Genomic DNA, 24490 nt, shown 5'->3' on the forward strand with positions numbered 1-24490 from the left:
GTTCGCCGGGAAACCCCTCGGGCAGGACACAGGACGGAGGACGGGGCGGATCATCCCGCTACTCCTCCCTTCAACTTGACGTACGACCGGGCGAAACGGTTGCCCGCAACGCTCCTACGGAGCGGTTTCCCCACGAATGACGGCCAACACTCCGTCGAGCTCGTCGGGTTTCACCAGGACATCGCGTGCCTTGGAGCCCTCGCTGGGGCCCACGACGTTGCGCGACTCCATCAGGTCCATCAGCCGGCCCGCCTTCGCGAAGCCGACCCGCAGCTTGCGCTGGAGCATCGATGTCGATCCGAACTGGGTCGACACGACCAGCTCGGCCGCCTGACAGAGCAGATCGAGGTCGTCGCCGATGTCCTCGTCGATCTCCTTCTTCTGCTTGGTGCCGACCACGACGTCCTCGCGGAAGACCGGCGCCATCTGATCCTTGCAGTGCTGGACGACGGCCGCGACCTCGCCCTCCGTGACGAAGGCCCCCTGCATACGGGTCGGCTTGTTCGCCCCCATCGGCAGGAACAGGCCGTCGCCCTTACCGATGAGCTTCTCGGCGCCGGGCTGATCGAGGATGACCCGGCTGTCGGCGAGCGACGAGGTCGCGAAGGCGAGCCTGGAGGGCACGTTCGCCTTGATCAGACCGGTCACGACATCGACCGAGGGCCGCTGCGTGGCCAGCACCAGGTGGATACCGGCGGCGCGTGCCAGCTGGGTGATACGGACGATGGAGTCCTCGACGTCGCGCGGGGCCACCATCATGAGGTCCGCCAGCTCGTCGACGATGACCAGCAGATACGGGTAGGGCGAGAGCTCCCGCTCGCTCCCCTCGGGCGTCTTGGCCTTGCCCGTGCGTACCGCGTGGTTGAAGTCGTCGATGTGCCGGAAGCCGTAGGCCGCGAGGTCGTCGTAGCGCAGGTCCATCTCGCGCACGACCCACTGGAGCGCCTCGGCGGCCTTCTTCGGGTTGGTGATGATGGGGGTGATGAGGTGCGGGATGCCCTCGTAGGCGGTGAGCTCGACGCGCTTCGGGTCGACGAGCACCATCCGTACGTCCTCCGGCGTCGCCCGCACCATGACCGAGGTGATCAGGCAGTTGATGCAGGAGGACTTGCCGGAACCGGTCGCACCGGCGACCAGGACGTGCGGCATGTTGGCCAGGTTGGCCATCTCGTAGCCGCCCTCGACGTTCTTGCCGAGCGCGACCAGCATGGGGTGATCGTCCTCGGCCGCGTCCGCGAGGCGCAGGACGTCGCCGAGGTTGACCATCTCCCGGTCGGAGTTGGGGATTTCGATGCCGACGGCGGACTTGCCGGGGATCGGGGAGATGATCCGGACGTCCGGGCTCGCGACGGCGTACGCGATGTTCTTGGTGAGGGCGGTGATGCGTTCGACCTTGACCGCCGGCCCGAGTTCCACCTCGTACCGCGTGACGGTCGGGCCGCGGGTGAAGCCGGTGACGGACGCGTCGACCTTGAACTCCGTGAAGACGGTGGTCAATGACGCGACGACCGCGTCGTTGGCCGCGCTGCGCGTCTTGCCGGGACCTCCGCGCTCCAGCAGGTCGAGCGACGGCAGCGAGTAGGTGATGTCGCCGGAGAGCTGCAGCTGCTCGGCACGGGCGGGCAGCGGCTCGGACCGCTCGGGGGCGGGCTTCGTCAGATCGGGCACGCCGTCGCCCGAGGACGAGGAACTCTTCTCGGCCCGGCCGTCGTCGGACGGTGCCTTCTGTGCCGACCTCGCACCGGGGACCGGAGTGCTGCCGGACCGCTCCCGGTCCCGGTCGGTGGAGACGCCCTGGGTCAGATCGGCGACGACCGGCGAGGGGGGCATGCCGTTGAGCACCGCGCCGTCGAGCGCGGCTGCCGCGGCCGCCGCGACGTCCACGGCGTCCATGGAGCGGTTCATCGCGGGCTGCGCGGACGGCTTGCGCGACCGGCGCCGCTTGGACAGCGCCTCGCCCTCGGCCTGGTCCGGGTCGTACACCCCGTCCGGCTCCTGGCGCCGTGCCGAGGACCGCCGCGAGCGCTCGGGCAGCGCCTCGCGCCACTGCTCCTCGTATCGCTCGTCGTCGCTCTCGTCCTCCTCGCCCGGTACGTACTCCGGGTCGACGATGCCGAGCCTGACGCCGAGCTGCCGCAGCCGGCGGGGGATGGCGTTGACCGGGGTCGCGGTGACGACCAGGAGTCCGAAGACCGTCAGCAGCAGGAGCAGCGGGACGGCGAGCACCTCGCCCATCATGAAGACCAGCGGCTGGGAGGCGGCCCAGCCGATCAGACCGCCCGCGTCCTGCATGGCGTCGGTCCCGTCCTGACGGCCCGGCGATCCGCAGGCGATGTGGACCTGGCCGAGCACACCGATGACGAGCGCGGAGAGCCCGATGACGATACGGCCGTTGGCCTCGGGCTTCTCCGGATAGAGGATCAGCCGCACGGCGACGGCGCCCAGCAGTATCGGCACGAGCAGATCGAGCCGCCCGAACGCACCGGTCACGAGCATCTCGACGAGATCGCCGACAGGGCCCCGCAGATGCGACCAGGTGCCCGCAGCCACGATCAGCGCGAGCCCCAGAAGCAGCAGGGCGAGTCCGTCCTTGCGGTGGGCCGGGTCAAGTCCCTTCGCGCCGCGCCCTATGGAGCGGAACACCGCCCCGACGCCGTGCGCGGTACCCAGCCAGAGGGCGCGCACGAGCCGGTACACGCCCCCCGTGGGGGACGGCGCGGGCTTGGGTGCGGGTTTCTTCGCCGCCGCCTTCTTGGCCGGTGCCTTTTTGGCGGGCGTCGTCTTCTTCGCCGCCGCCTTCTTTGCGGGCGCGGCTTTCTTCGCCGGTCCCTGGGTACGACCGGCACGCTTCGCGGTGCCCGCCGTACCCAGGGAACCCTTGCCGGACGTACGTGAGGCCATGTGACTGAGGTTACCGGTGTCGGCGCCCGTGGACACGTGTGCCCACGGCTTCACCCGTCCGTGTCGCCCCTGCGGGGGCGCTCAACTGACGCACCATCAGTCGCCGGGGAGGTCAGCTCTGCGAGGGCAGGGGCGCCGGGGAGCCCCCCGCACCGGGCTCCAGCGCGTCGAGCGCGCGGCGCAGTCCGGTGAGCTTCCGCTCGAGATGCGCGGCCGTGGCCACGGCCGCCGCGTCCGCCGATTCGTCGTCCAACTGCTTGGAGAGCGCCTCCGCCTGCTCCTCGACCGCGGCGAGCCGCGCCGAGAGCTCGGCGAGCAGACCGGCCGGTTCCTTCTCGTCGGCTCCCTGCTGGGCCCCGCCTTCGAGCTGGAGACGCAGCAGTGCCGCCTGCTCACGCAGCTGGCAGTTCTTCATGTACAGCTCGACGAAGACCGAGACCTTGGCGCGCAGCACCCAGGGGTCGAACGGCTTCGAGATGTAGTCCACCGCACCCGCCGCATAGCCACGGAACGTGTGGTGCGGACCGTGGTTGATCGCGGTCAGGAAGATGATCGGGATGTCCCGGGTCCGCTCCCGCCGCTTGATGTGTGCGGCCGTCTCGAATCCGTCCATGCCGGGCATCTGTACGTCCAGCAGAATAACCGCGAAATCGTCCGTGAGCAGCGCCTTGAGCGCTTCCTCCCCTGACGATGCCCGTACCAGTGTCTGATCGAGCGCAGAGAGGATGGCCTCCAGCGCCAGCAGATTCTCCGGCCGGTCATCGACCAGGAGGATCTTGGCCTTCTGCACCATGGCCCGCCCTCCTCGCCCCGGCATCGCACCGGGTGCCGCCCCAGGGGACGACTCCCTTACGCCGTCCGTCCTTGTGCCGGTCATGGTAGCCGCACCCCGCCCGTCACCACACCCTGTCACCGCGATGTCACTGTGCACATAACGAAAACGCGGTCGAAGACCAGAAGGTTCCCCGGAATCCACTCACTCACACCCGTCCGCACAGAGTCGGCCGGTGGATTCCGGTGAACTGCTCGCCGCCCGGTCACTCTCCGCGCATCCACTTCTCCATCACCGACAGAAGATGGTCGGAATCGACAGGCTTGGTGACGTAGTCGGAGGCTCCGCACTCGATCGCCTTCTCACGGTCACCCTTCATGGCCTTCGCGGTCAGTGCGACGATCGGCAGCCCCGCGAACTGCGGCATGCGCCGGATCGCCGTCGTCGTCGCGTAACCGTCCATCTCGGGCATCATGATGTCCATCAGCACGATGGTCACATCATCATGCTGCTCCAGGACTTCGATGCCCTCGCGCCCGTTCTCCGCGTACAGCACCGAGAGTCCGTGCTGCTCCAGCACGCTGGTGAGCGCGAAGACGTTACGGATGTCGTCGTCGACGATCAGCACCTTCTCCGCGTGGAAGCGGAACGTCCGGCGGGGCTCGGGCTCCTCCTGCGGGCTCTGCACCCACTCCCCTGACGCGCCCTCGTCCTCGGACCTGCCGTTCGCCAGCGCGGGGCGCTGTGCGGCTCCGCCCAGGGCCTTGCGCCGGCGCCTGAACACCCCTGCGGAGTTGGCCGGGTCGCCGAGGGGCTGCTCGGCCCCGGAGTCCTGCGCCGCCTCCAGGTGCAGGGCGCCCTCGGCGGAACCCGCGTGGACCTCGATGGGGCCAGGACCCATCTGGGGATAGCCCTGCGGAGGCAGCTCGCTCGGGTGCAGAGGCAGGTACAGCGTGAAGGTCGAACCACGTCCCGGCTCGCTCGCCGCGTGGATCTCCCCGCCCAGCAGACGGGCGATCTCACGGCTGATGGAGAGGCCGAGGCCGGTCCCCCCGTACTTACGGCTCGTCGTGCCGTCCGCCTGCTTGAACGCCTCGAAGATCACCAGCATCTTGCTGGAGGCGATCCCGATTCCGGTGTCGGTGACGGAGAAGGCGATCAGGTCGCCGTCGGCGTCACGCAGCGAGCCGGCCTCCAGCAGGTGCTCCCTGATGGCGTTCGGCACATCGGCACCGGCCGGCCTGATGACAAGCTCCACGGCGCCGCTGTCGGTGAACTTCACCGCGTTGGACAGGAGGTTGCGCAGGACCTGGAGCAGGCGCTGCTCGTCCGTGTGCAGCGTGGCGGGGAGCTCGGGCGACACCCGTACGGAGAAGTCGAGCCCCTTCTCCGCGGTGAGCGGCCGGAACGTCGCCTCCACGTAGTCGACCAGCTGCACCAGCGCGATCCGGGTCGGACTGACGTCCATCTTGCCCGCCTCGACCTTCGACAGGTCGAGGATGTCGTTGATCAGCTGGAGCAGGTCCGAACCCGCCCCGTGGATCGTCTCGGCGAACTCCACCTGCTTCGGCGAGAGATTGCCCTCGGCGTTGTCCGCGAGCAGCTTGGCCAGGATGAGCAGCGAGTTGAGCGGCGTACGCAGCTCGTGCGACATGTTCGCCAGGAACTCGGACTTGTAGCGCATCGAGACGGCGAGCTGCTCGGCACGCTCCTCCAGGACCTGGCGCGCCTCCTCGATCTCGGTGTTCTTCACCTCGATGTCGCGGTTCTGCTGGGCCAGCAGCTCCGCCTTCTCCTCCAGCTCCGCGTTGGAGGCCTGGAGCGCCTTCTGCCGGTTCTCCAGCTCCTGCGAGCGGTCGCGCAGTTGCTCGGTGAGCTCCTGGGACTGTTCGAGGAGCTTCTCGGTCTTGGTGTTGACGCTGATCGTGTTGACGCTCGTGGCGATCATCTCGGCGAGCTGGTTGAGGAAGTCCCGCTGGATGTGTGTGAACGGCTGGAACGACGCCAGCTCGATGACGCCCAGCACCTGGCCCTCGAAGAGCACCGGGAGCACGATCACATGCGCCGGCGGTGCCTCGCCGAGCCCGGAGGAGATCTTCAGATAGCCCGGCGGCACGTTGTCCACCTGGATCGTCCGCTTCTCCTCGGCCGCCGTGCCGATGAGGGTCTCACCGGGCCGGAAGGAGGTCGGCATGGAACCGGCCGAGTAGCCGTAACTCCCGCGCATCCGCAGCTCGTACGAGCTCTCCCTGCCGCCGTCGGACCCGACCTCGTCGCCCTCCCCCGTGGTCATCGCCAGGAAGAACGCACCGTGCTGCGCGGAGACGACCGGGGTCAGCTCGCTCATGATCAGCGAGGCGACGTCGTCGAGATCGCGACGGCCCTGCATCAGACCGGAGATCCGGGCGAGGTTGCCCTTGAGCCAGTCCTGCTCCTTGTTGGCCAGGGTGGTGTCGCGCAGATTCGCGATCATCGTATTGATGTTGTCCTGGAGCACCTGGATCTCGCCGGCCGCGTCCACGTCGATCTTGAGGTTGAGATCGCCGCGGGTCACCGCGGTGGCGACGGCCGCGATGGCGCGCACCTGACGGGTCAGGTTCCCTGCCATCTCGTTCACCGACTCGGTGAGGTCGCGCCAGGTCCCGTCGACGTCCCGCACCCGGGCCTGGCCGCCCAGCTGCCCTTCGGTGCCCACCTCGCGGGCCACCCGGGTCACCTGCTCGGCGAAGGAGGAGAGCTGGTCGACCATCGTGTTGATGGTGTTCTTCAGCTCAAGGATCTCGCCGCGCGCATCGATGTCGATCTTCTTGGTGAGATCACCCTTGGCGATGGCCGTGGTGACCGTGGCGATCTGGCGCACCTGGCCGGTCAGGTTGGACGCCATCGAGTTCACGGACTCGGTGAGGTCCTTCCAGGTACCGGAGACGCCCGGTACGCGCGCCTGGCCGCCCAGCTCGCCCTCGGTGCCCACCTCGCGGGCCACCCTGGTCACCTCGTCGGCGAAGGAGGACAGGGTCGTCACCATGGTGTTGACGGTGTCGGCGAGTTCGGCGACCTCGCCCCTCGCCTCGACGGTGACCTTCTTCGTCAGGTCACCGTTGGCGACGGCGGAGGAGACCCTGGAGATGTTGCGCACCTGGCTGGTCAGGTTGTTGGCCATCAGGTTGACGTTCTCGCTGAGGTCCTTCCAGATGCCCGTGGCACCACGCACGCGCGCCTGGCCACCGAGGATGCCCTCGGTGCCGACCTCACGGGCGACGCGGGACACCTCGTCACCGAAGTTCATCAGCTGGTCGACCATCGTGTTGACGGTGGTGACCAGTTCGAGGATCTCGCCCTTGGCGTCGACGGTGATCTTCTTGGAGAGGTCGCCCTTGGCGACCGCTGTGGTGACCTCGGCGATGTTGCGGACCTGAAGGGTCAGGTTGTTCGCCATGCCGTTGACGGACTGGGTGAGGTCCTTCCACGTACCGGACACACCCTGCACCTCGGCCTGACCGCCGAGGATGCCCTCCGTACCCACCTCACGGGCGACCCGGGTCACCTGCTCGGCGAAGTTCGACAGCTGGTCGACCATCGTGTTGAGGGTGTTCTTCAGCTCGAGGATCTCGCCCCGCGCGTCCACGTCGATCTTCTGCGACAGGTCACCGCGCGCCACGGCCGTGGCGACCTGCGCGATGTTACGGACCTGAGCGGTGAGGTTCCCCGCCATGCCGTTCACCGAGTCGGTCAGATCGCGCCACACACCGGCCACACCCGGCACCTGGGCCTGCCCGCCGAGCCGCCCGTCCGTGCCCACCTCGCGGGCCACCCGGGTCACCTGCTCCGCGAAGGCGGAGAGCTGGTCGACCATCGTGTTGATGGTGTTCTTCAGCTCGAGGATCTCGCCCCGCGCGTCCACGTCGATCTTCTGCGACAGGTCGCCCCGGGCCACCGCCGTGGTCACCTGCGCGATCTGGCGCACCTGGGAGGTCAGGTTCCCCGCCATGAAGTTGACGGAGTCCGTGAGCTCCTTCCACGTACCCGAGACGCCGTCCACGCGCGCCTGACCGCCGAGGCGGCCCTCCGTGCCCACGTCCCGCGCCATCCGCGTCACCTGGTCGGCGAACGACGACAGCTGCGCCACCATCGTGTTGACGGTGTTCTTCAGCTCCAGCATCTCACCGGCCACATCGACGGTGACCTTCTGCGACAGGTCACCGTTGGCGACGGCCGTGGTCACCTGCGCGATGTCACGCACCTGGCCGGTGAGGTTGCGGAAGGCGGTGTTCACCGAGTCGGTGAGGTCCTTCCACGTCCCCGCCGCCCCCGGCACCTCGGCCTGACCACCGAGACGGCCCTCGACACCGACCTCCCGGGCGACCCGGGTCACCTCCGAACCGAAGGCCTGGAGCTGGTCGACCATCGTGTTGACGGTGTTCTTCAGCTCCAGCATCTCACCGGCCACGTCGACCGTGACCTTCTGCGTCATGTCACCGCTGGCCACCGCCGTGGTCACCTGTGCGATGTCACGCACCTGGGTCGTCAGGTTACGGAAGACCGTGTTCACCGAGTCGGTGAGGTCCTTCCAGGTGCCCGCCGCACCCGGCACCTGGGCCTGGCCGCCGAGCAGCCCCTCGCCACCGACCTCGCTGGCCACACGTGTCACTTCGTCCGCGAAGGTGCGCAGCGTCTCGGTCATCTGGTTGATCGTCTCGGCGAGCTGTGCGACCTCACCGCGGGCGCTCACCGTGACCTTCTGGGTCAGGTCGCCGTTGGCAACGGCTGTCGTCACCTCGGCGATGCCACGCACCTGCGACGTCAGGTTCCCCGCCATCGTGTTGACGGAGTCCGTGAGGTCCTTCCAGACCCCCGCCACCCCGGGCACCGTCGCCTGCCCGCCCAGTTCACCCTCGGTGCCCACCTCACGGGCCACCCGGGTCACCTCGGAGGAGAACGACGACAGCTGGTCCACCATCGTGTTGACGGTGTTCTTCAGCTGGAGCATCTCACCGGCCACATGGACGGTGACCTTGCGTGACAGGTCCCCCTTGGCGACAGCTGTCGTCACCAGGGCGATGTCGCGCACCTGTGCGGTCAGCCGGTAGGCCATGGTGTTGACGGAGTCCGTGAGGTCCTTCCAGGACCCGGACATACCGCGTACCTGGGCCTGCCCGCCCAGCTTGCCCTCGGTGCCCACCTCGACCGCGACGCGCGTCACCTGCTCGGTGAACGCGGACAGCTGGTCGACCAGGTTGTTGACGGTGCGGGCGACCTTGAGGAACTCACCGCGAAGCGGACGTACGGTCTCGTCCACCGCGTGCGTGCGCAGTTCCATCCGCTGCTCGAGATCACCGTCGGCGACCGCGGAGAGTACCCGGCCGACCTCGGACACGGGTCGCGCCAGATCGTCGACGAGCTCGTTGGAGGCATCGATCGCGGCCGCCCAGGAGCCCTCGCAGGCGCCGGTCTCCAGACGCTCGGTGAGTTTCCCCTCACGCCCGACCATGCGCCGCACACGGGCGAGCTCGCCGGTCAGATGGAGATTGCGGTCGGCGACCTCGTTGAAGACGGCGGCGATCTCCGTGAGTACGCCGTCACCCGAGACGGTGAGCCGCCTGCGGAAGTTGCCGTCACGCATCGCCACGAGGGCCGCGAGCAGTCTGTTCAGAGCTGCCGCGTCCACGTCGATGGTCCCGTTGCGCTGCTTTTTCACGGACTGCCCGCCTTTTGTGCGCGTTCCTGAACCCCGCGCCGCCACGCCAGACTCCACCGTGTCCCTCCCGCAGGGGTTGACCGTATCGCTCGGGCCGTTATCGGAAGCTTGCCCACTTCCACTTTGGCTCACCGCCACAGCACACCGTCAACGGGTGACTATGCGGTCGTCAAATCGTTGAAACGTACCAGGCCGGAACGGGAGGGCGAGGAAGGTCTCACTCTCGTCCCATTTCCCTCACCGGGGGGCCCATAGTTGTGCGCACGGCGCACTGCCGTCGGATGCCCTGTGTACCCAAGTCTGCCCTCGTGTACCCGGGACGCCGGGCGAACGTCTAGCCTGGCAGACGAATCGAAGCGGCGACATACGGGCACAGGACTCGGGGAAGCGACGAGACACCATATGGGGAGTGCTGTGATCACCGCGCGCGCGGCTGCCACCTTCGATCCGGTCGGACGCTCGGTCGCGACCGCCCGCGCGTTCGTCCGTGACACCCTTCAGGGGTGGGGTTACACCGACGTCGTTGACGACGCCGTCGTCCTTACCAGTGAACTGGTGACCAATGCGGTCGTGCATGCGGGCACGGCGGCCGATGTGCTCTGCCTGCGCACCGAGGACGGCGTACGCGTCGAGGTCTCCGACCACTACCCGGAGCGGGAGGTCCCGCTCCAGAGCTCAGGACTCGACTTCGGCAGCCCGGACCGCGAGGGCGGCCGTGGCCTGCTCCTCTGTGCGGCGCTCGCTTCCCGCTGGGGAGTCGAGTACACCCCGACGCACAAGCACGTCTGGTTCCAGCTGGACCTTCCCGAACGTCCCGTGGGCATCCGCTCGGCGAGCCCGGTCCTGCCCACCGCGCTCCTGCCGGTCGCTGAGCAACGCGTACGGGTGGCGGTCGTCCAGATCGACGGCTCGGGCTCCATCGCCTCGTGGAACGAAGACGCGTCCTTCCTCTTCGGGTACGCCGCGGACCAGGTCGACGGCAAGCAGCTCACCGACTTCGTGGCGTGGCCGCACACCCCGGGCACCAACACCGGCATCGCCGACGCGCTCCAGCTCTCCCGCTGGGAGGGCAGCTACGGCATCCGCGGCGCCGACGGCCGTGTCATCCCCGTGTACGCCTCGCACCTCAGAGTCCGCGATCCCGACGGCGAGCCCTCCACGGTCTGCCTCCTCGTACGCGATGACGAACGTGCCGTGCTGCAGACGCCGGTGCGCGCCCCCGTGACCGACACTTCGGCCGAAAATCGCAGTACGGACCCCTTCGAGGTCTTCATCGGCTCCCCCGCCCCCGACGACCTCGACGGACTGCTGCAACGCACGGTCGAGCGCGCCCGCGACATGCTGGACGCCGATGCCGCCTTCCTGCTGCTGGCCACCGATGACGAGACCGAGCTCGAGGTCCGTGCGACCACCGGCCTCCCGTCGGCCCGCCAGCGCTTCGCACGGGTCCCTGTCGAGGCCGGCACGGGCCGCTACGGCTCCGCCCGTATGCCCGCCGTCCACGAGGACCTCACCGTCGTCCCGGGCGCCGTACCGCTGCTCGTCGACACCGGGATGCGTTCGGTCGTCACGGTCCCGCTCAAGGTCGAGGGCCGCCTCACCGGATCCCTCGGGGTCGCGGCCGAGGCAGCCGGGAGGTACTCCAACGAGGAGGCCCTGCGGCTGCAGTTCGCCGCTGACCGCATCGCGCTGGCTGTGGAGTCGGCCAGGCTGGGCGAGCTCGAACGCCTGCGCCGCGGCTCGCTGTCCTTCCTCGTCGAGGCGTCCGATCTGCTGGCCGGCACCCTGGACAGGGACCAGACCCTCGCGCTGATGGCACAGATGACCGTGCCCACGCTGGCCACCTGGTGCGCCGTCTACACGATCGCGGACCAGTCCTCGGAGCCGTATCTGTCCTACGTGCTCCACGAGGACGAGGAACGCATCGACGGCCTCAAGGCGCTGCTCTCCTCCATCGCCCCGCCCGACCCCGTCCCGGCCCCTGGTGCCCGCCTGTGGGCGGCGCCTACGGAAGCCGGCCACCAGGCCGCCCTGCGCACCTCCACACGCACCCTGAGCAGGGACGCGCCTCTGAGTATGGGGGCGGCCACCCGTACGACGCTGGCCACGGCGGCCGCCGTCGGAGGCGAGACGGTGGTCCTGCCACTGGTGGCGAGGAACCGTGTGATCGGCATGCTGACGCTCGGCAAGCCGTCCGACGAGCACTTCCGCCAGGAGATCCTGGAGCTGGCCGAGGACCTGTCACGACGGGCCGCCCTGGCCCTCGACAACGCCCGTCTGTACTCGGAGCGCATGGCCATCAGCCAGTCGCTCCAGCGCAGCCTGCTCCCGCCCGGCCTGCCCGATGTGCCGAACGTCGAGATCGAGGTCATCTACCGTGCTGCGGGCGAGGGCAACGAGGTCGGTGGCGACTTCTACGACGTGTTCCCCATCCGCGACGGCGCCTACGGCTTCGCCATCGGTGACGTCTGCGGTACGGGCCCCGAGGCGGCAGCCGTCACCGGCCTCGCCCGTCACGCCCTGCGCCTGCTGGCCCGCGAGGGCTTCAGCGGCCCCGCGGTGCTGGAGCGTCTCAACGCCGCCATCCTGGACGAGGGCGCGCGCAGCCGCTTCCTCACGCTGCTCTACGGGGAGTTGTGGCCCCAGGAGGACGGCAGCGCCCTCCTGAAGGTGGTCTGCGCCGGCCATCCGCTGCCTCTGCGTCTGCGCCAGGACGGCTCCGTGGAAGCTGCGGCCGAACCGCAGCCGCTGCTCGGCGTCATCGAGGACCTCGAACTCTTCGAGCAGGAGGTCACCTTGGAGCCCGGCGATGTGCTCCTGTGCGTCACCGACGGAGTGACCGAACGCCGTGAGGGCACCCGCATGCTGGGCGACGACGGCCTGGCCGATGTCCTGGCCGTGTGCACGGGCCTGACGGCCGGCGCGGTGGCCGGGCGCATCCTGCGGGCCGTCGAGCGCTTCGCGGCTGAGCCCGCGTCCGACGACATGGCCATCCTGGCCATGCGCGTCCCGGAGCCGCAGACCCTCTGACGGACGTTGCAGCGAGCGGATACGCACACATGACAAAGGCCCCCGCCAGTGGCGGGGGCCTTTCTCCGTGCTGAGCCCCAATGCGGAATCGAACCGCAGACCTTCTCCTTACCATGGAGACGCTCTACCGACTGAGCTATTGGGGCCTGCTGCCTTGCGGCAACGAGATAGAGCATACCCCGAACACGGGGGTAATCACAAAACCGCCGGCCACGGATGGGCATGTGTCTCCCATCCGAACGCAGAAAAGCCCCGTGCCACAAGGGCACGGGGCTAGTCCGCAATAATAGTTCGGCGGCGTCCTACTCTCCCACAGGGTCCCCCCTGCAGTACCATCGGCGCTGAAAGGCTTAGCTTCCGGGTTCGGAATGTAACCGGGCGTTTCCCTAACGCAATGACCACCGAAACACTATGAAATTAACCAACACCGGACAAAAACACGGCCGTTCGTTATTTCAGAACCAACACAGTGGACGCGAGCAACTGAGGACAAGCCCTCGGCCTATTAGTACCAGTCAGCTCCACCCGTTACCGGGCTTCCACATCTGGCCTATCAACCCAGTCGTCTACTGGGAGCCTTAACCACTCAAGGTGGTGGGAACACTCATCTCGAAGCAGGCTTCCCGCTTAGATGCTTTCAGCGGTTATCCTTTCCGAACGTAGCCAACCAGCCATGCCCTTGGCAGAACAACTGGCACACCAGAGGTTCGTCCGTCCCGGTCCTCTCGTACTAGGGACAGCCCTTCTCAATATTCCTACGCGCACAGCGGATAGGGACCGAACTGTCTCACGACGTTCTAAACCCAGCTCGCGTACCGCTTTAATGGGCGAACAGCCCAACCCTTGGGACCGACTCCAGCCCCAGGATGCGACGAGCCGACATCGAGGTGCCAAACCATCCCGTCGATATGGACTCTTGGGGAAGATCAGCCTGTTATCCCCGGGGTACCTTTTATCCGTTGAGCGACAGCGCTTCCACAAGCCACTGCCGGATCACTAGTCCCGACTTTCGTCCCTGCTCGACCCGTCGGTCTCACAGTCAAGCTCCCTTGTGCACTTACACTCAACACCTGATTGCCAACCAGGCTGAGGGAACCTTTGGGCGCCTCCGTTACTCTTTAGGAGGCAACCGCCCCAGTTAAACTACCCATCAGACACTGTCCCTGATCCGGATCACGGACCCAGGTTAGACATCCAGCACGACCAGAGTGGTATTTCAACGACGACTCCACAACCACTGGCGTGGCCGCTTCAAAGTCTCCCACCTATCCTACACAAGCCGAACCGAACACCAATATCAAACTATAGTAAAGGTCCCGGGGTCTTTCCGTCCTGCTGCGCGAAACGAGCATCTTTACTCGTAGTGCAATTTCACCGGGCCTATGGTTGAGACAGTCGAGAAGTCGTTACGCCATTCGTGCAGGTCGGAACTTACCCGACAAGGAATTTCGCTACCTTAGGATGGTTATAGTTACCACCGCCGTTTACTGGCGCTTAAGTTCTCAGCTTCGCACACCCGAAAGTGCACTAACCGGTCCCCTTAACGTTCCAGCACCGGGCAGGCGTCAGTCCGTATACATCGCCTTACGGCTTCGCACGGACCTGTGTTTTTAGTAAACAGTCGCTTCTCGCTGGTCTCTGCGGCCACCCCCAGCTCACCGAGTAAATCGGATCACCAGAAATGGCCCCCCTTCTCCCGAAGTTACGGGGGCATTTTGCCGAGTTCCTTAACCATAGTTCACCCGAACGCCTCGGTATTCTCTACCTGACTACCTGAGTCGGTTTAGGGTACGGGCCGCCATGAAACTCGCTAGAGGCTTTTCTCGACAGCATAGGATCATCCACTTCACCACAATCGGCTCGGCATCAGGTCTCAGACTATATGCACGACGGATTTACCTACCGTGCGTCCTACACCCTTACCCCGGGACAACCACCGCCCGGGCTGGACTACCTTCCTGCGTCACCCCATCGCTTACCTACTACAAGTCTGGTTCATCGGCTCCACCACTACCCTCAACTCCGAAGAGATCAGGCCGGCTTCACGGACTTAGCATCGCCTGATTCAGTACTGGGCGTTTCAAAGCGGGTACCGGAATATCAACCGGTTGTCCATCGACTACGCCTGTCGGCCTCGCCTTAGGTCCCGACTTACCCTGGGCAGATCAGCTTGACCCAGGAACCCTTAGTCAATCGGCGCACACGTTTCTCACGTGTGTATCGCTACTCATGCCTGCATTCTCACTCGTGAACCGTCCACAACTCGCTTCCACGGCTGCTTCACCCGGCACACGACGCTCCCCTACCCATCCACACAGGCGTTGGCCCTATATGTGTGAATGACACGACTTCGGCGGTACGCTTGAGCCCCGCTACATTGTCGGCGCGGAATCACTTGACCAGTGAGCTATTACGCACTCTTTCAAGGATGGCTGCTTCTAAGCCAACCTCCTGGTTGTCTCTGCGACTCCACATCCTTTCCCACTTAGCGTACGCTTAGGGGCCTTAGTCGATGCTCTGGGCTGTTTCCCTCTCGACCATGGAGCTTATCCCCCACAGTCTCACTGCCGCGCTCTCACTTACCGGCATTCGGAGTTTGGCTAAGGTCAGTAACCCGGTAGGGCCCATCGCCTATCCAGTGCTCTACCTCCGGCAAGAAACACACGACGCTGCACCTAAATGCATTTCGGGGAGAACCAGCTATCACGGAGTTTGATTGGCCTTTCACCCCTAACCACAGGTCATCCCCCAGGTTTTCAACCCTGGTGGGTTCGGTCCTCCACGAAGTCTTACCTCCGCTTCAACCTGCCCATGGCTAGATCACTCCGCTTCGGGTCTAGAGCGTGCAACTCAAACGCCCTATTCGGACTCGCTTTCGCTACGGCTTCCCCACACGGGTTAACCTCGCTACACACCGCTAACTCGCAGGCTCATTCTTCAAAAGGCACGCAGTCACGACTGCATGTGCAAGCACACACAGCGACGCTCCCACGGCTTGTAGGCACACGGTTTCAGGTACTATTTCACTCCGCTCCCGCGGTACTTTTCACCATTCCCTCACGGTACTATCCGCTATCGGTCACCAGGGAATATTTAGGCTTAGCGGGTGGTCCCGCCAGATTCACACGGGATTTCTCGGGCCCCGTGCTACTTGGGTGTCTCTCAAACGAGCCGCTGATGTTTCAGCTACGGGGGTCTTACCCTCTACGCCGGACCTTTCGCATGTCCTTCGCCTACATCAACGGTTTCTGACTCGTCTCACAGCCGGCAGACTATGAAAAAGAGATCCCACAACCCCGCATGCGCAACCCCTGCCGGGTATCACACGCATACGGTTTGGCCTCATCCAGTTTCGCTCGCCACTACTCCCGGAATCACGGTTGTTTTCTCTTCCTGAGGGTACTGAGATGTTTCACTTCCCCTCGTTCCCTCCACACTGCCTATGTGTTCAGCAGCGGGTGACAGCCCATGACGACTGCCGGGTTTCCCCATTCGGAAACCCCCGGATCAAAGCTTGGTTGACAGCTCCCCGGGGACTATCGTGGCCTCCCACGTCCTTCATCGGTTCCTGGTGCCAAGGCATCCACCGTGCGCCCTTAAAAACTTGGCCACAGATGCTCGCGTCCACTGTGCAGTTCTCAAACAACGACCAGCCACCCACCACCCCACCCTTACAGGCGAGTTCACTGGGGCCGGCAACCAAAGGCAGCCTTACGGCCATACCTTCAGATACCCAACAGCGTGCCCGACCCGACCGATCACCCTCACGTTCCACGCCGAAGCAGTACTAGTGAAAACAACCTGTCGCGCCGAATAGTCAACGTTCCACCCATGAGCAACCACCGTCGAACATTTGCCGACGAAATGGTCTCTGGATTCCCCGAAAGGAACCTAGATGCTCCTTAGAAAGGAGGTGATCCAGCCGCACCTTCCGGTACGGCTACCTTGTTACGACTTCGTCCCAATCGCCAGTCCCACCTTCGACAGCTCCCTCCCACAAGGGGTTGGGCCACCGGCTTCGGGTGTTACCGACTTTCGTGACGTGACGGGCGGTGTGTACAAGGCCCGGGAACGTATTCACCGCAGCAATGCTGATCTGCGATTACTAGCAACTCCGACTTCATGGGGTCGAGTTGCAGACCCCAATCCGAACTGAGACCGGCTTTTTGAGATTCGCTCCGCCTCGCGGCATCGCAGCTCATTGTACCGGCCATTGTAGCACGTGTGCAGCCCAAGACATAAGGGGCATGATGACTTGACGTCGTCCCCACCTTCCTCCGAGTTGACCCCGGCAGTCTCCTGTGAGTCCCCATCACCCCGAAGGGCATGCTGGCAACACAGAACAAGGGTTGCGCTCGTTGCGGGACTTAACCCAACATCTCACGACACGAGCTGACGACAGCCATGCACCACCTGTATACCGACCACAAGGGGGGCACCATCTCTGATGCTTTCCGGTATATGTCAAGCCTTGGTAAGGTTCTTCGCGTTGCGTCGAATTAAGCCACATGCTCCGCTGCTTGTGCGGGCCCCCGTCAATTCCTTTGAGTTTTAGCCTTGCGGCCGTACTCCCCAGGCGGGGAACTTAATGCGTTAGCTGCGGCACCGACGACGTGGAATGTCGCCAACACCTAGTTCCCAACGTTTACGGCGTGGACTACCAGGGTATCTAATCCTGTTCGCTCCCCACGCTTTCGCTCCTCAGCGTCAGTAATGGCCCAGAGATCCGCCTTCGCCACCGGTGTTCCTCCTGATATCTGCGCATTTCACCGCTACACCAGGAATTCCGATCTCCCCTACCACACTCTAGCTAGCCCGTATCGAATGCAGACCCGGGGTTAAGCCCCGGGCTTTCACATCCGACGTGACAAGCCGCCTACGAGCTCTTTACGCCCAATAATTCCGGACAACGCTTGCGCCCTACGTATTACCGCGGCTGCTGGCACGTAGTTAGCCGGCGCTTCTTCTGCAGGTACCGTCACTTTCGCTTCTTCCCTGCTGAAAGAGGTTTACAACCCGAAGGCCGTCATCCCTCACGCGGCGTCGCTGCATCAGGCTTTCGCCCATTGTGCAATATTCCCCACTGCTGCCTCCCGTAGGAGTCTGGGCCGTGTCTCAGTCCCAGTGTGGCCGGTCGCCCTCTCAGGCCGGCTACCCGTCGTCGCCTTGGTAGGCCATCACCCCACCAACAAGCTGATAGGCCGCGGGCTCATCCTTCACCGCCGGAGCTTTTAACCCCGTCCCATGCGGGACAGAGTGTTATCCGGTATTAGACCCCGTTTCCAGGGCTTGTCCCAGAGTGAAGGGCAGATTGCCCACGTGTTACTCACCCGTTCGCCACTAATCCACCCCGAAAGGCTTCATCGTTCGACTTGCATGTGTTAAGCACGCCGCCAGCGTTCGTCCTGAGCCAGGATCAAACTCTCCGTGAATGTTTTCCCGTAATCGGGATCACAACACGAGAGCGGAACAACCAAGTCGGAATAAGACCGGTCGTTCACAGCGTCCTCGCTGTTGTTGCCTACCCGACCCGAAGGACCGGTAGGACTTTTCAAAGGAACCACCAACCTGCCGAAGCAGGCCGGGGTATCAACATATCTGGCGTTGACTTTTGGCACGCTGTTGAGTTCTCAAGGAACGGACGCTTCCTTCGGTCCCGTTTCACCGGGCCCCTCCGGGCGCTTCCCTTCGTGTTCTTGCGTTTCCGACTCTATCAGACTCTTTCGTGTCCGATTCCCGGCCGAAGCGGGATCTCACTGTTTCGCGTCCAGTTCTTCGCTTTCGCGTTTCCCTTTCGGCGTTTCCAACTTTACCAGACTCTTTTCGTTCCGTTTCCGGTCCGAATTTGATTCCAGCGGCCTGTGGAGTGGCCTTTGCCCTTCGGCGGACCCGACTTTATCAGAGATTCTGAGCCGGATTTCCCGCCTCCTCGAAGGGCTCCCGGCGCACATGTGCGCGGAGGGCTTCCCGTTCGGGCGGAATGGCAAACGTACTGGAGCGGGGCGCCCCGATGCAAATCGGGGCGCCCCGCTCCTGGTTGGCGGCCCAGCGGCCGCGCGTACGTCAGACCTCGACGACGACCGGAAGGATCATCGGACGCCGGCGGTAGGTGTCCGACACCCACTTGCCCACCGTGCGCCGGACCAGCTGCTGGAGCTGGTGCGGCTCCATCACGCCGTCCTGCGCCGACTTGTTGAGCGCGTCCTCGACCTTGGGCACCACCGCGGTGAACGCACCGTCATCGATGCCTGAGCCGCGGGCCTGGATATGGGGCCCGCCCACGATCTTGCCGGAGGAGCTGTCGACCACGATGAAGACCGAGATGATGCCCTCGTCACCGAGGATGCGGCGGTCCTTGAGCGAGGTCTCCGTGACATCGCCGACCGAGAGGCCGTCGACGTACACGTAACCGGCCTGGACCTTGCCGACGATCTTCGCCTTGCCGTCGATGAGGTCGACGACCACGCCGTCCTCGGCGATGACGATGTGGTCCTTCGGCACGCCGGTCAGCGCACCGAGTTCGGCGTTGGCCCTGAGGTGGCGCCATTCGCCGTGCACCGGCATCAGGTTCTTCGGCTTGCAGATGTTGTAGAAGTACAGCAGCTCGCCGGCCGAGGCGTGGCCCGAGACATGGACCTTGGCGTTGCCCTTGTGGACGACGTGCGCGCCCCAGCGGGTCAGGCCGTTGATCACGCGGTAGACCGCGTTCTCGTTGCCCGGGATCAGCGACGACGCCAGGATCACCGTGTCGCCCGGAACGATCCGGATCTGGTGGTCACGGTTGGCCATACGGGAGAGGGCTGCCATCGGCTCGCCCTGCGAGCCCGTGCAGACCAGCACGACCTCGTCGTCGGGCAGATCGTCGAGGGTCTTGACGTCGACGACCAGTCCTGCGGGCACCTTCAGGTAGCCCAGATCGCGGGCGATGCCCATGTTGCGGACCATGGAGCGTCCGACGAAGGCCACCCGCCGGCCGTACTCGTGGGCGGCGTCCAGGATCTGCTGGATGCGGTGGACGTGGCTGGCGAAGCTGGCCACGATGATGCGCTTCTGCGCGTTGGCGAACACCGTCCGCAGGACGTTGGAGATGTCCCGCTCCGGCGGGACGAATCCCGGGACCTCGGCGTTCGTCGAGTCGGAGAGGAGAAGGTCGATGCCTTCCTCGCTCAGCCTGGCGAAGGCGTGCAGGTCGGTGAGACGGCCGTCCAGCGGGAGCTGGTCCATCTTGAAGTCACCGGTTGCCACGGCCATGCCCGCAGGGGTGCGGATGGCGACGGCGAGTGCGTCCGGGATGGAGTGGTTGACCGCGACGAACTCGCAGTCGAACCCGCCGATGCGCTCGCGCTGCCCCTCGGCCACCTCGAGGGTGTAGGGACGGATCCGGTGCTCCTGGAGCTTCGCCTCGATGAGCGCGAGGGTCAGCTTGGAGCCGATGAGGGGGATGTCCGGCTTCAGCCGGAGCAGATACGGGACACCCCCGATGTGGTCCTCGTGGCCGTGCGTGAGGACGATGCCCTCGATGTCGTCCAGGCGGTCCCGGATGGTGGTGAAGTCCGGGAGGATCAGGTCGATGCCGGGCTGCTCCTCCTCCGGGAAGAGCACACCGCAGTCGACGATGAGCAGGCGGCCGCCGTACTCGAAGACCGTCATGTTGCGGCCGATCTCGCCCAGGCCGCCCAGCGGGGTGACCCGCAGGGCGCCCTTCGGCAGCTTCGGCGGGGTACCGAGTTCAGGATGCGGATGACTCAAAAGACTCTCCTTACCACGCGCGCCACGTACCGCTGAGGGCACGTGGCGCGCATGTCGATCGTGCACTTGCTGTTGTCAGGTGGTGTTTCCGTCGCGAGTGTCCTCGCGTATTCAGTTGTGAAGTCCGTGGTTAGAGCTGTACCCCACCGGCAGCCAGATCGATCTTGAGCTGGGCCGTCTCCTGTGCGGTGAGTTCCACCAGAGGGAGGCGCAGCGGGCCGGCGGGCAGGCCCTGGAGGGTGAGCGCGGCCTTGGTGGTGATCACGCCCTGGGTGCGGAACATCCCCGTGAAGACCGGGAGCAGCTTCTGGTGGATCTCCGTCGCCTTCTGTACGTCGCCGCCGAGGTGGGCCTCGATGAGCGCGCGCAGCTCCGGGGTGACGACATGGCCGACGACGGAGACGAATCCGACGGCGCCGACCGACAGCAGGGGGAGGTTGAGCATGTCGTCACCCGAGTACCAGGCGAGGCCCGACTGGGCGATGGCCCAGCTGGAGCGGCCCAGGTCTCCCTTGGCGTCCTTGTTGGCGACGATCCTGGGGTGCTCGGCGAGTCGTACGAGCGTCTCCGTGTCGATCGGCACACCGCTGCGGCCCGGAATGTCGTACAGCATGACCGGGAGTTCCGTGGAGTCCGCGATGGCGCCGAAGTGCCGCAGGAGGCCCTCCTGCGGCGGCTTGTTGTAGTACGGCGTGACCGCGAGGAGGCCGTGGGCGCCGGTGCGCTCGGCGGTGCGGGCCAGCTCGACGCTGTGCCGGGTGTCGTTGGTCCCGATGCCTGCGATGACGAGGGCCCGGTCTCCTACGGCTTCCAGCACAGCCCGTACGAGCTGGTCTTTCTCCGCGTCGCTGGTGGTCGGCGACTCACCGGTGGTGCCGTTGATGATCAGGCCGTCGTTGCCTGCGTCCACCAGATGGGTGGCGAGCCGCTGGGCACCGTCGAGGTCGAGTGCGCCGTCCGCCGTGAACGGCGTGACCATAGCGGTGAGGACCCTCCCGAAGGGGGTCTGCGGAGTGGAGATCGGAGCCATGGGTAACACGCTACTCGTTGCTCGGAGCGCTGTGGCCCCTCGGGGGGACGAGGAAGAGGAGCCCGGCACTGCCTGCTCGGGGGTTCAGGCAGTGCCGGGTCCGTTTGATCAGCCTAGATGAACTTCACGAAACGTCGCAATACGGACACCGCCTACGGGGCTACCCGTCCGTTTTTGTTGAAGGCGGCATGAGTGAGCGGCATCAGGCGCCGCCAGTGGTCTTCCATCTGTTCGCCGACCATTTCGATCTCGCGCTGTGGGAAGGACGGGACCTTGGCCAGCTCGTGCTGCGTACGCAGTCCCAGGAAGTGCATCAGCGAGCGGGCGTTGCAGGTGGCGTACATCGAGGAGAACAGGCCGACGGGGAGCACCGAGCGGGCGACCTCGCGGGCGACTCCGGCGGCGAGCATCTCCTGGTAGGCGTCGTACGCCTGGCGGTAGGAGTCCTCCATGGCGCGGCTGGTGACCCGGTGCTGCTCCGGGGTCCCCTCGACGAATTCGTACTTGCCCGGGCGGCCCTGCTGGATGAGCTTGCGGGACTCCCCCGGGACGTAGAAGACCGGTTCGAGCTGCCTGTAGCGGCCCGATTCCTCGTTGTACGACCAGCCCACGCGGTGCCGCATGAACTCGCGGAACACGAAGATCGGGGCGCTGATGAAGAAGGTCATCGAGTTGTGCTCGAACGGGCTGCCGTGCCGGTCCCGCATCAGATAGTTGATGAGCCCCTTCGAGCGCTCCGGGTCCTTCGCGACCTCTTCGAGGGACTGCTCCCCCGCCGTCGACACACGGGCGGCGAACAGCACATCGGAATCGCCGGCGGCGGATTTCACCAGGTCGACGGTGACGTCGCTGCGGAAATGAGCCTTCGTGGGCTCGGGAGTGTCGGTCACCGACGGGTCCTTCCAATGGCGTCGCTCGGGCGGCGTCCACTCTACGGGCCACGGGACCGGCCCCCTGTCGGCGGGAAAGCCGGTGGGAAGCCATGGGAGGTCGATGGGAAGTCGGTGGGAAAATCTGGACGGGTTCGGCGATTCGGGGCACGGATCGGGCTCCTCGTACGTCTGACTCATTAGCAGCACCCGTCACAGAGTTCAAGGAGAGCTTCCTCATGTTCCGCCGGCGTGAGTCCGTCCCGTTCTCGTTCGTTGCCGAGGCCGACCGATTCCGCAGTAATGTCACTCCCCCTCCCCGTCGTCGCGCCAGCCGCTCCCAGCTGGCCGCTCATTCGCTCCTGGGCCTGACCCTGGTCGCCGGCTTCGCCGGTTCGCTGCTCTTCGGTCTGCCCGCTCTCGACACCGAGCGGACGCCCGCGCACAGCCAGACGTCCGAGGCCTCGCAGCACCGCTGACCCGTACGGGCCCCCTGGGGTGGTCGGCCGCGGGGCTGCTCGGTAGCCTCACCGGGCACAGCAATCGAGCGTGCTTGTGAGTGAGGATCAGTCGTGCCCCTGCCCTTCCTGACGGCCGACCGCGCATTCGACGCGGGCGCAGAGGACATCGCGCTGCCGTTCGACGACCACGACAGCTGGCGGCGGCCCTACCGCCCCGGCCCGTGGCGGGTCGCGGCGGCAGCCACTCTGCTGCTGCTGGCGTCCTTCGTCCTGCTGGCCGCGATGATCATCACGTTCGCCGGGTCCCTGTCCGGTGCCACCGTGTGTTTCGTGCTCGCCGCCCTGGTGATCGCCGGAGCGCTGCGGCTGCTTCGGGTCGGTGCCTGGGTGAGCCGGCACGGCGTGCGCAGGGTGGGCTTCTTCCGTACGACCACCCTGCGGTGGCGGGACACCGCGGTGGTCCGCACGGTGCAGCAGCCGGTGAAGTGGCTCGGTTTCCCACGCACCGTCCAGGGACAGGCCCTGGTCGTGGTGCGCAGGGGCGGCGAGCAGCTGGCCCCGCTGGTCACCGACCACAACGCGGACTTCCTGTCCCGCGCCGAGGCGTTCGAGCGTGCCACGGACTCCATCGAGGCCTGGGCCGACGAATACCGCCGGAGCTGACGGCATGGGCCCCCAGGGGTCCGCAGCCAGGCCCCCAGGGGCCGCAGCCACACCCCACAAGCCGGTACGGCGCCACTCAGGCGCGTACCGGCTTGTTCATGTGGAGGGCGATGGCGCGCTGCATCGCCTTACGGGCGCGAGGGGTGTCCCTCGCGTCCTGGTAGGCGACCGCGAGGCGGAACCAGCAGCGCCAGTCGTCCGGGCTGTCCTCGGTCTCCTCCCGGCGCCGCGCGAACACGGCGTCGGCGGAGTCACGGTCGATGCGTCCGGAGGGCGTGCGCACCAGCTCGTCGACGGGAAGGCCGTCCTCCGCGTCCAGTTCGGCGGCCAGGGCGTTGGCCCTGCGCACGAACTGGGTGTTCTTCCAGAGGAACCAGACGCCGATCACCGGCAGGATCAGTACCGCCACGCCGAAGGTGACCGTGAGCAGTGTGCCGTGCCGGATGAGCAGCACTCCTCGGCTGCCGGCCAGGACGAAGTAGAAGACCAGGACGGCGGCGGTGACGACGTAGGTGAGCTTTGCGCGCATGGGGTGGGCCCAGTCAGTTCAGGTCGAGGAAGTGTTCCAGGCCGAAGGTGAGGCCGGGAGTGGTGACCACGCGTCGGGTGCCGAGCAGGATGCCCGGCATGAAGCTGCTGTGGTGCAGTGAGTCATGGCGCAGGGTGAGGGTCTCGCCCTCGCCGCCCAGCAGGACCTCCTGGTGGGCGAGGAGGCCGCGGAGCCGGACCGAGTGGACCGGGACCCCGTCGACGTCCGCGCCGCGGGCCCCGTCGAGTGCGGTGGCGGTGGCGTCGGGCTGCGGCGCGGCTCCGGCCTTCTCGCGGGCGGCGGCGATGAGCTGGGCGGTGCGGGTGGCGGTGCCGGAGGGGGCGTCCGCCTTGTTCGGGTGGTGGAGCTCGATGACCTCCACCGACTCGAAGTAGCGGGCGGCCTTCTCCGCGAACTTCATCGTGAGGACCGCGCCGATGGAGAAGTTCGGCGCGATGAGCACACCGGTCTCCGGGGAGCCGGCGAGCCAGGTGTTCAGCTGCGCGAGCCGTTCGTCGGTCCAGCCCGTGGTGCCGACGACGGCGTGGATGCCGCGGCGGACACAGAAGTCGAGGTTGTCCATCACCGACGCGGGTGTGGTCAGCTCGACGACCACTTGGGCACCGCCGGTCTCAAGGGCCTCCAGCGAGTCGCCGCGGCCGAGCGCGGCCACCAGCTCCATGTCGTCGGCGGCCTCCACGGCCCGCACCGCTTCGGACCCGATGCGTCCCTTGGCTCCGAGAACGGCCACGCGCAACTTGCTCATGTGCTCTTTTCCTTACGAGTGGTAC

The 24490-nt window shown here is 65.9% G+C and carries 11 protein-coding genes, 1 tRNA gene and 3 rRNA genes; 3 read left to right on the forward strand and 12 right to left on the reverse strand.

What is annotated here, in order from left to right; translation table 11 throughout:
- Positions 1-114: 114 nt before the first annotated feature.
- The 3 genes from OG623_RS08155 to OG623_RS08165 all read right to left on the reverse strand — a co-directional run bounded on the left by OG623_RS08155 (position 115) and on the right by OG623_RS08165 (position 9368).
- On the reverse strand, positions 115-2901 hold the full coding sequence (locus OG623_RS08155) for a DNA translocase FtsK (RefSeq protein WP_406145544.1): 2787 nt from the start codon (positions 2899-2901) through the stop codon (positions 115-117).
- Positions 2902-3013: 112 nt separating this feature from the next.
- Positions 3014-3694 carry a two-component system response regulator gene (locus OG623_RS08160; RefSeq protein ID WP_406145545.1) on the reverse strand — a complete coding sequence of 227 codons (681 nt, stop codon included), beginning with the start codon at positions 3692-3694 and terminating at the stop codon, positions 3014-3016.
- A 244-nt stretch (positions 3695-3938) separates the two neighbouring features.
- Positions 3939-9368 (reverse strand): HAMP domain-containing protein, encoded by a 5430-nt coding sequence (locus OG623_RS08165; RefSeq protein WP_406145546.1) that lies wholly within the window; start codon positions 9366-9368, stop codon positions 3939-3941.
- Between the two features lie 402 nt (positions 9369-9770).
- Between OG623_RS08165 and OG623_RS08170 the strand changes: the two genes are divergently transcribed.
- Positions 9771-12398: a SpoIIE family protein phosphatase gene (locus tag OG623_RS08170; protein WP_406145547.1), complete on the forward strand. Its 2628-nt coding sequence runs from the start codon at positions 9771-9773 to the stop codon at positions 12396-12398.
- A 73-nt stretch (positions 12399-12471) separates the two neighbouring features.
- On the opposite strand, the gene OG623_RS08175 is transcribed toward OG623_RS08170, so the two are convergent.
- From OG623_RS08175 to thyX, 7 genes are all read right to left on the reverse strand, one after another.
- A tRNA-Thr gene (locus tag OG623_RS08175) sits at positions 12472-12544 on the reverse strand.
- A 143-nt stretch (positions 12545-12687) separates the two neighbouring features.
- Positions 12688-12804 (reverse strand): 5S ribosomal RNA (rrf, locus tag OG623_RS08180).
- A 79-nt stretch (positions 12805-12883) separates the two neighbouring features.
- Positions 12884-16008, reverse strand: a 23S ribosomal RNA gene (locus OG623_RS08185).
- Positions 16009-16304: 296 nt separating this feature from the next.
- A 16S ribosomal RNA gene (locus OG623_RS08190) occupies positions 16305-17830 on the reverse strand.
- The 16S, 23S and 5S rRNA genes sit together here with 1 tRNA gene alongside, the layout of an rRNA operon.
- A 631-nt stretch (positions 17831-18461) precedes the next feature.
- Complete coding sequence (locus OG623_RS08195) at positions 18462-20147, reverse strand: ribonuclease J (protein ID WP_406145549.1); 1686 nt, start codon at positions 20145-20147, stop codon at positions 18462-18464.
- A gap of 130 nt (positions 20148-20277) precedes the next feature.
- The gene (dapA, locus tag OG623_RS08200) at positions 20278-21177 is read right to left on the reverse strand and encodes a 4-hydroxy-tetrahydrodipicolinate synthase (RefSeq protein WP_406145551.1); all 900 of its coding nucleotides are present in this window, start codon (positions 21175-21177) and stop codon (positions 20278-20280) included.
- Between the two features lie 152 nt (positions 21178-21329).
- The gene (gene thyX / locus OG623_RS08205; RefSeq protein ID WP_406145553.1) at positions 21330-22067 is read right to left on the reverse strand and encodes an FAD-dependent thymidylate synthase; all 738 of its coding nucleotides are present in this window, start codon (positions 22065-22067) and stop codon (positions 21330-21332) included.
- Positions 22068-22285: 218 nt separating this feature from the next.
- On the opposite strand from thyX, the gene OG623_RS08210 reads away from it, so the two are divergent.
- Together OG623_RS08210 and OG623_RS08215 are read left to right on the forward strand one after the other, a co-directional pair.
- Complete coding sequence (locus tag OG623_RS08210; protein WP_406145555.1) at positions 22286-22525, forward strand: hypothetical protein; 240 nt, start codon at positions 22286-22288, stop codon at positions 22523-22525.
- 93 nt (positions 22526-22618) lie between these two features.
- Positions 22619-23170 carry a hypothetical protein gene (locus OG623_RS08215; RefSeq protein WP_406145556.1) on the forward strand — a complete coding sequence of 184 codons (552 nt, stop codon included), beginning with the start codon at positions 22619-22621 and terminating at the stop codon, positions 23168-23170.
- Between the two features lie 76 nt (positions 23171-23246).
- Here OG623_RS08215 and OG623_RS08220 read toward each other — a convergent pair whose 3' ends face one another.
- Together OG623_RS08220 and dapB are read right to left on the reverse strand one after the other, a co-directional pair.
- On the reverse strand, positions 23247-23699 hold the full coding sequence (locus OG623_RS08220; protein ID WP_362891505.1) for a hypothetical protein: 453 nt from the start codon (positions 23697-23699) through the stop codon (positions 23247-23249).
- A gap of 13 nt (positions 23700-23712) precedes the next feature.
- The gene (dapB, locus tag OG623_RS08225) at positions 23713-24465 is read right to left on the reverse strand and encodes a 4-hydroxy-tetrahydrodipicolinate reductase (protein ID WP_406145557.1); all 753 of its coding nucleotides are present in this window, start codon (positions 24463-24465) and stop codon (positions 23713-23715) included.
- Positions 24466-24490 lie beyond the last annotated feature (25 nt).

Source organism: Streptomyces sp. NBC_01012, assembly GCF_045162755.1.
Taxonomy (GTDB): domain Bacteria; phylum Actinomycetota; class Actinomycetes; order Streptomycetales; family Streptomycetaceae; genus Streptomyces.

What these genes read in the sequence shown, in the direction of transcription:
- OG623_RS08155 (WP_406145544.1), bottom strand. Translation starts at nt 2,901, where the DNA reads ATGGCCTCACGTACGTCCGGCAAGGGTTCCCTGGGTACGGCGGGCACC.
- dapA (WP_406145551.1), bottom strand. Translation starts at nt 21,177, where the DNA reads ATGGCTCCGATCTCCACTCCGCAGACCCCCTTCGGGAGGGTCCTCACC.
- OG623_RS08170 (WP_406145547.1), top strand. Translation starts at nt 9,771, where the DNA reads ATGGGGAGTGCTGTGATCACCGCGCGCGCGGCTGCCACCTTCGATCCG.
- OG623_RS08220 (WP_362891505.1), bottom strand. Translation starts at nt 23,699, where the DNA reads ATGCGCGCAAAGCTCACCTACGTCGTCACCGCCGCCGTCCTGGTCTTC.
- OG623_RS08160 (WP_406145545.1), bottom strand. Translation starts at nt 3,694, where the DNA reads ATGGTGCAGAAGGCCAAGATCCTCCTGGTCGATGACCGGCCGGAGAAT.
- dapB (WP_406145557.1), bottom strand. Translation starts at nt 24,465, where the DNA reads ATGAGCAAGTTGCGCGTGGCCGTTCTCGGAGCCAAGGGACGCATCGGG.
- OG623_RS08210 (WP_406145555.1), top strand. Translation starts at nt 22,286, where the DNA reads ATGTTCCGCCGGCGTGAGTCCGTCCCGTTCTCGTTCGTTGCCGAGGCC.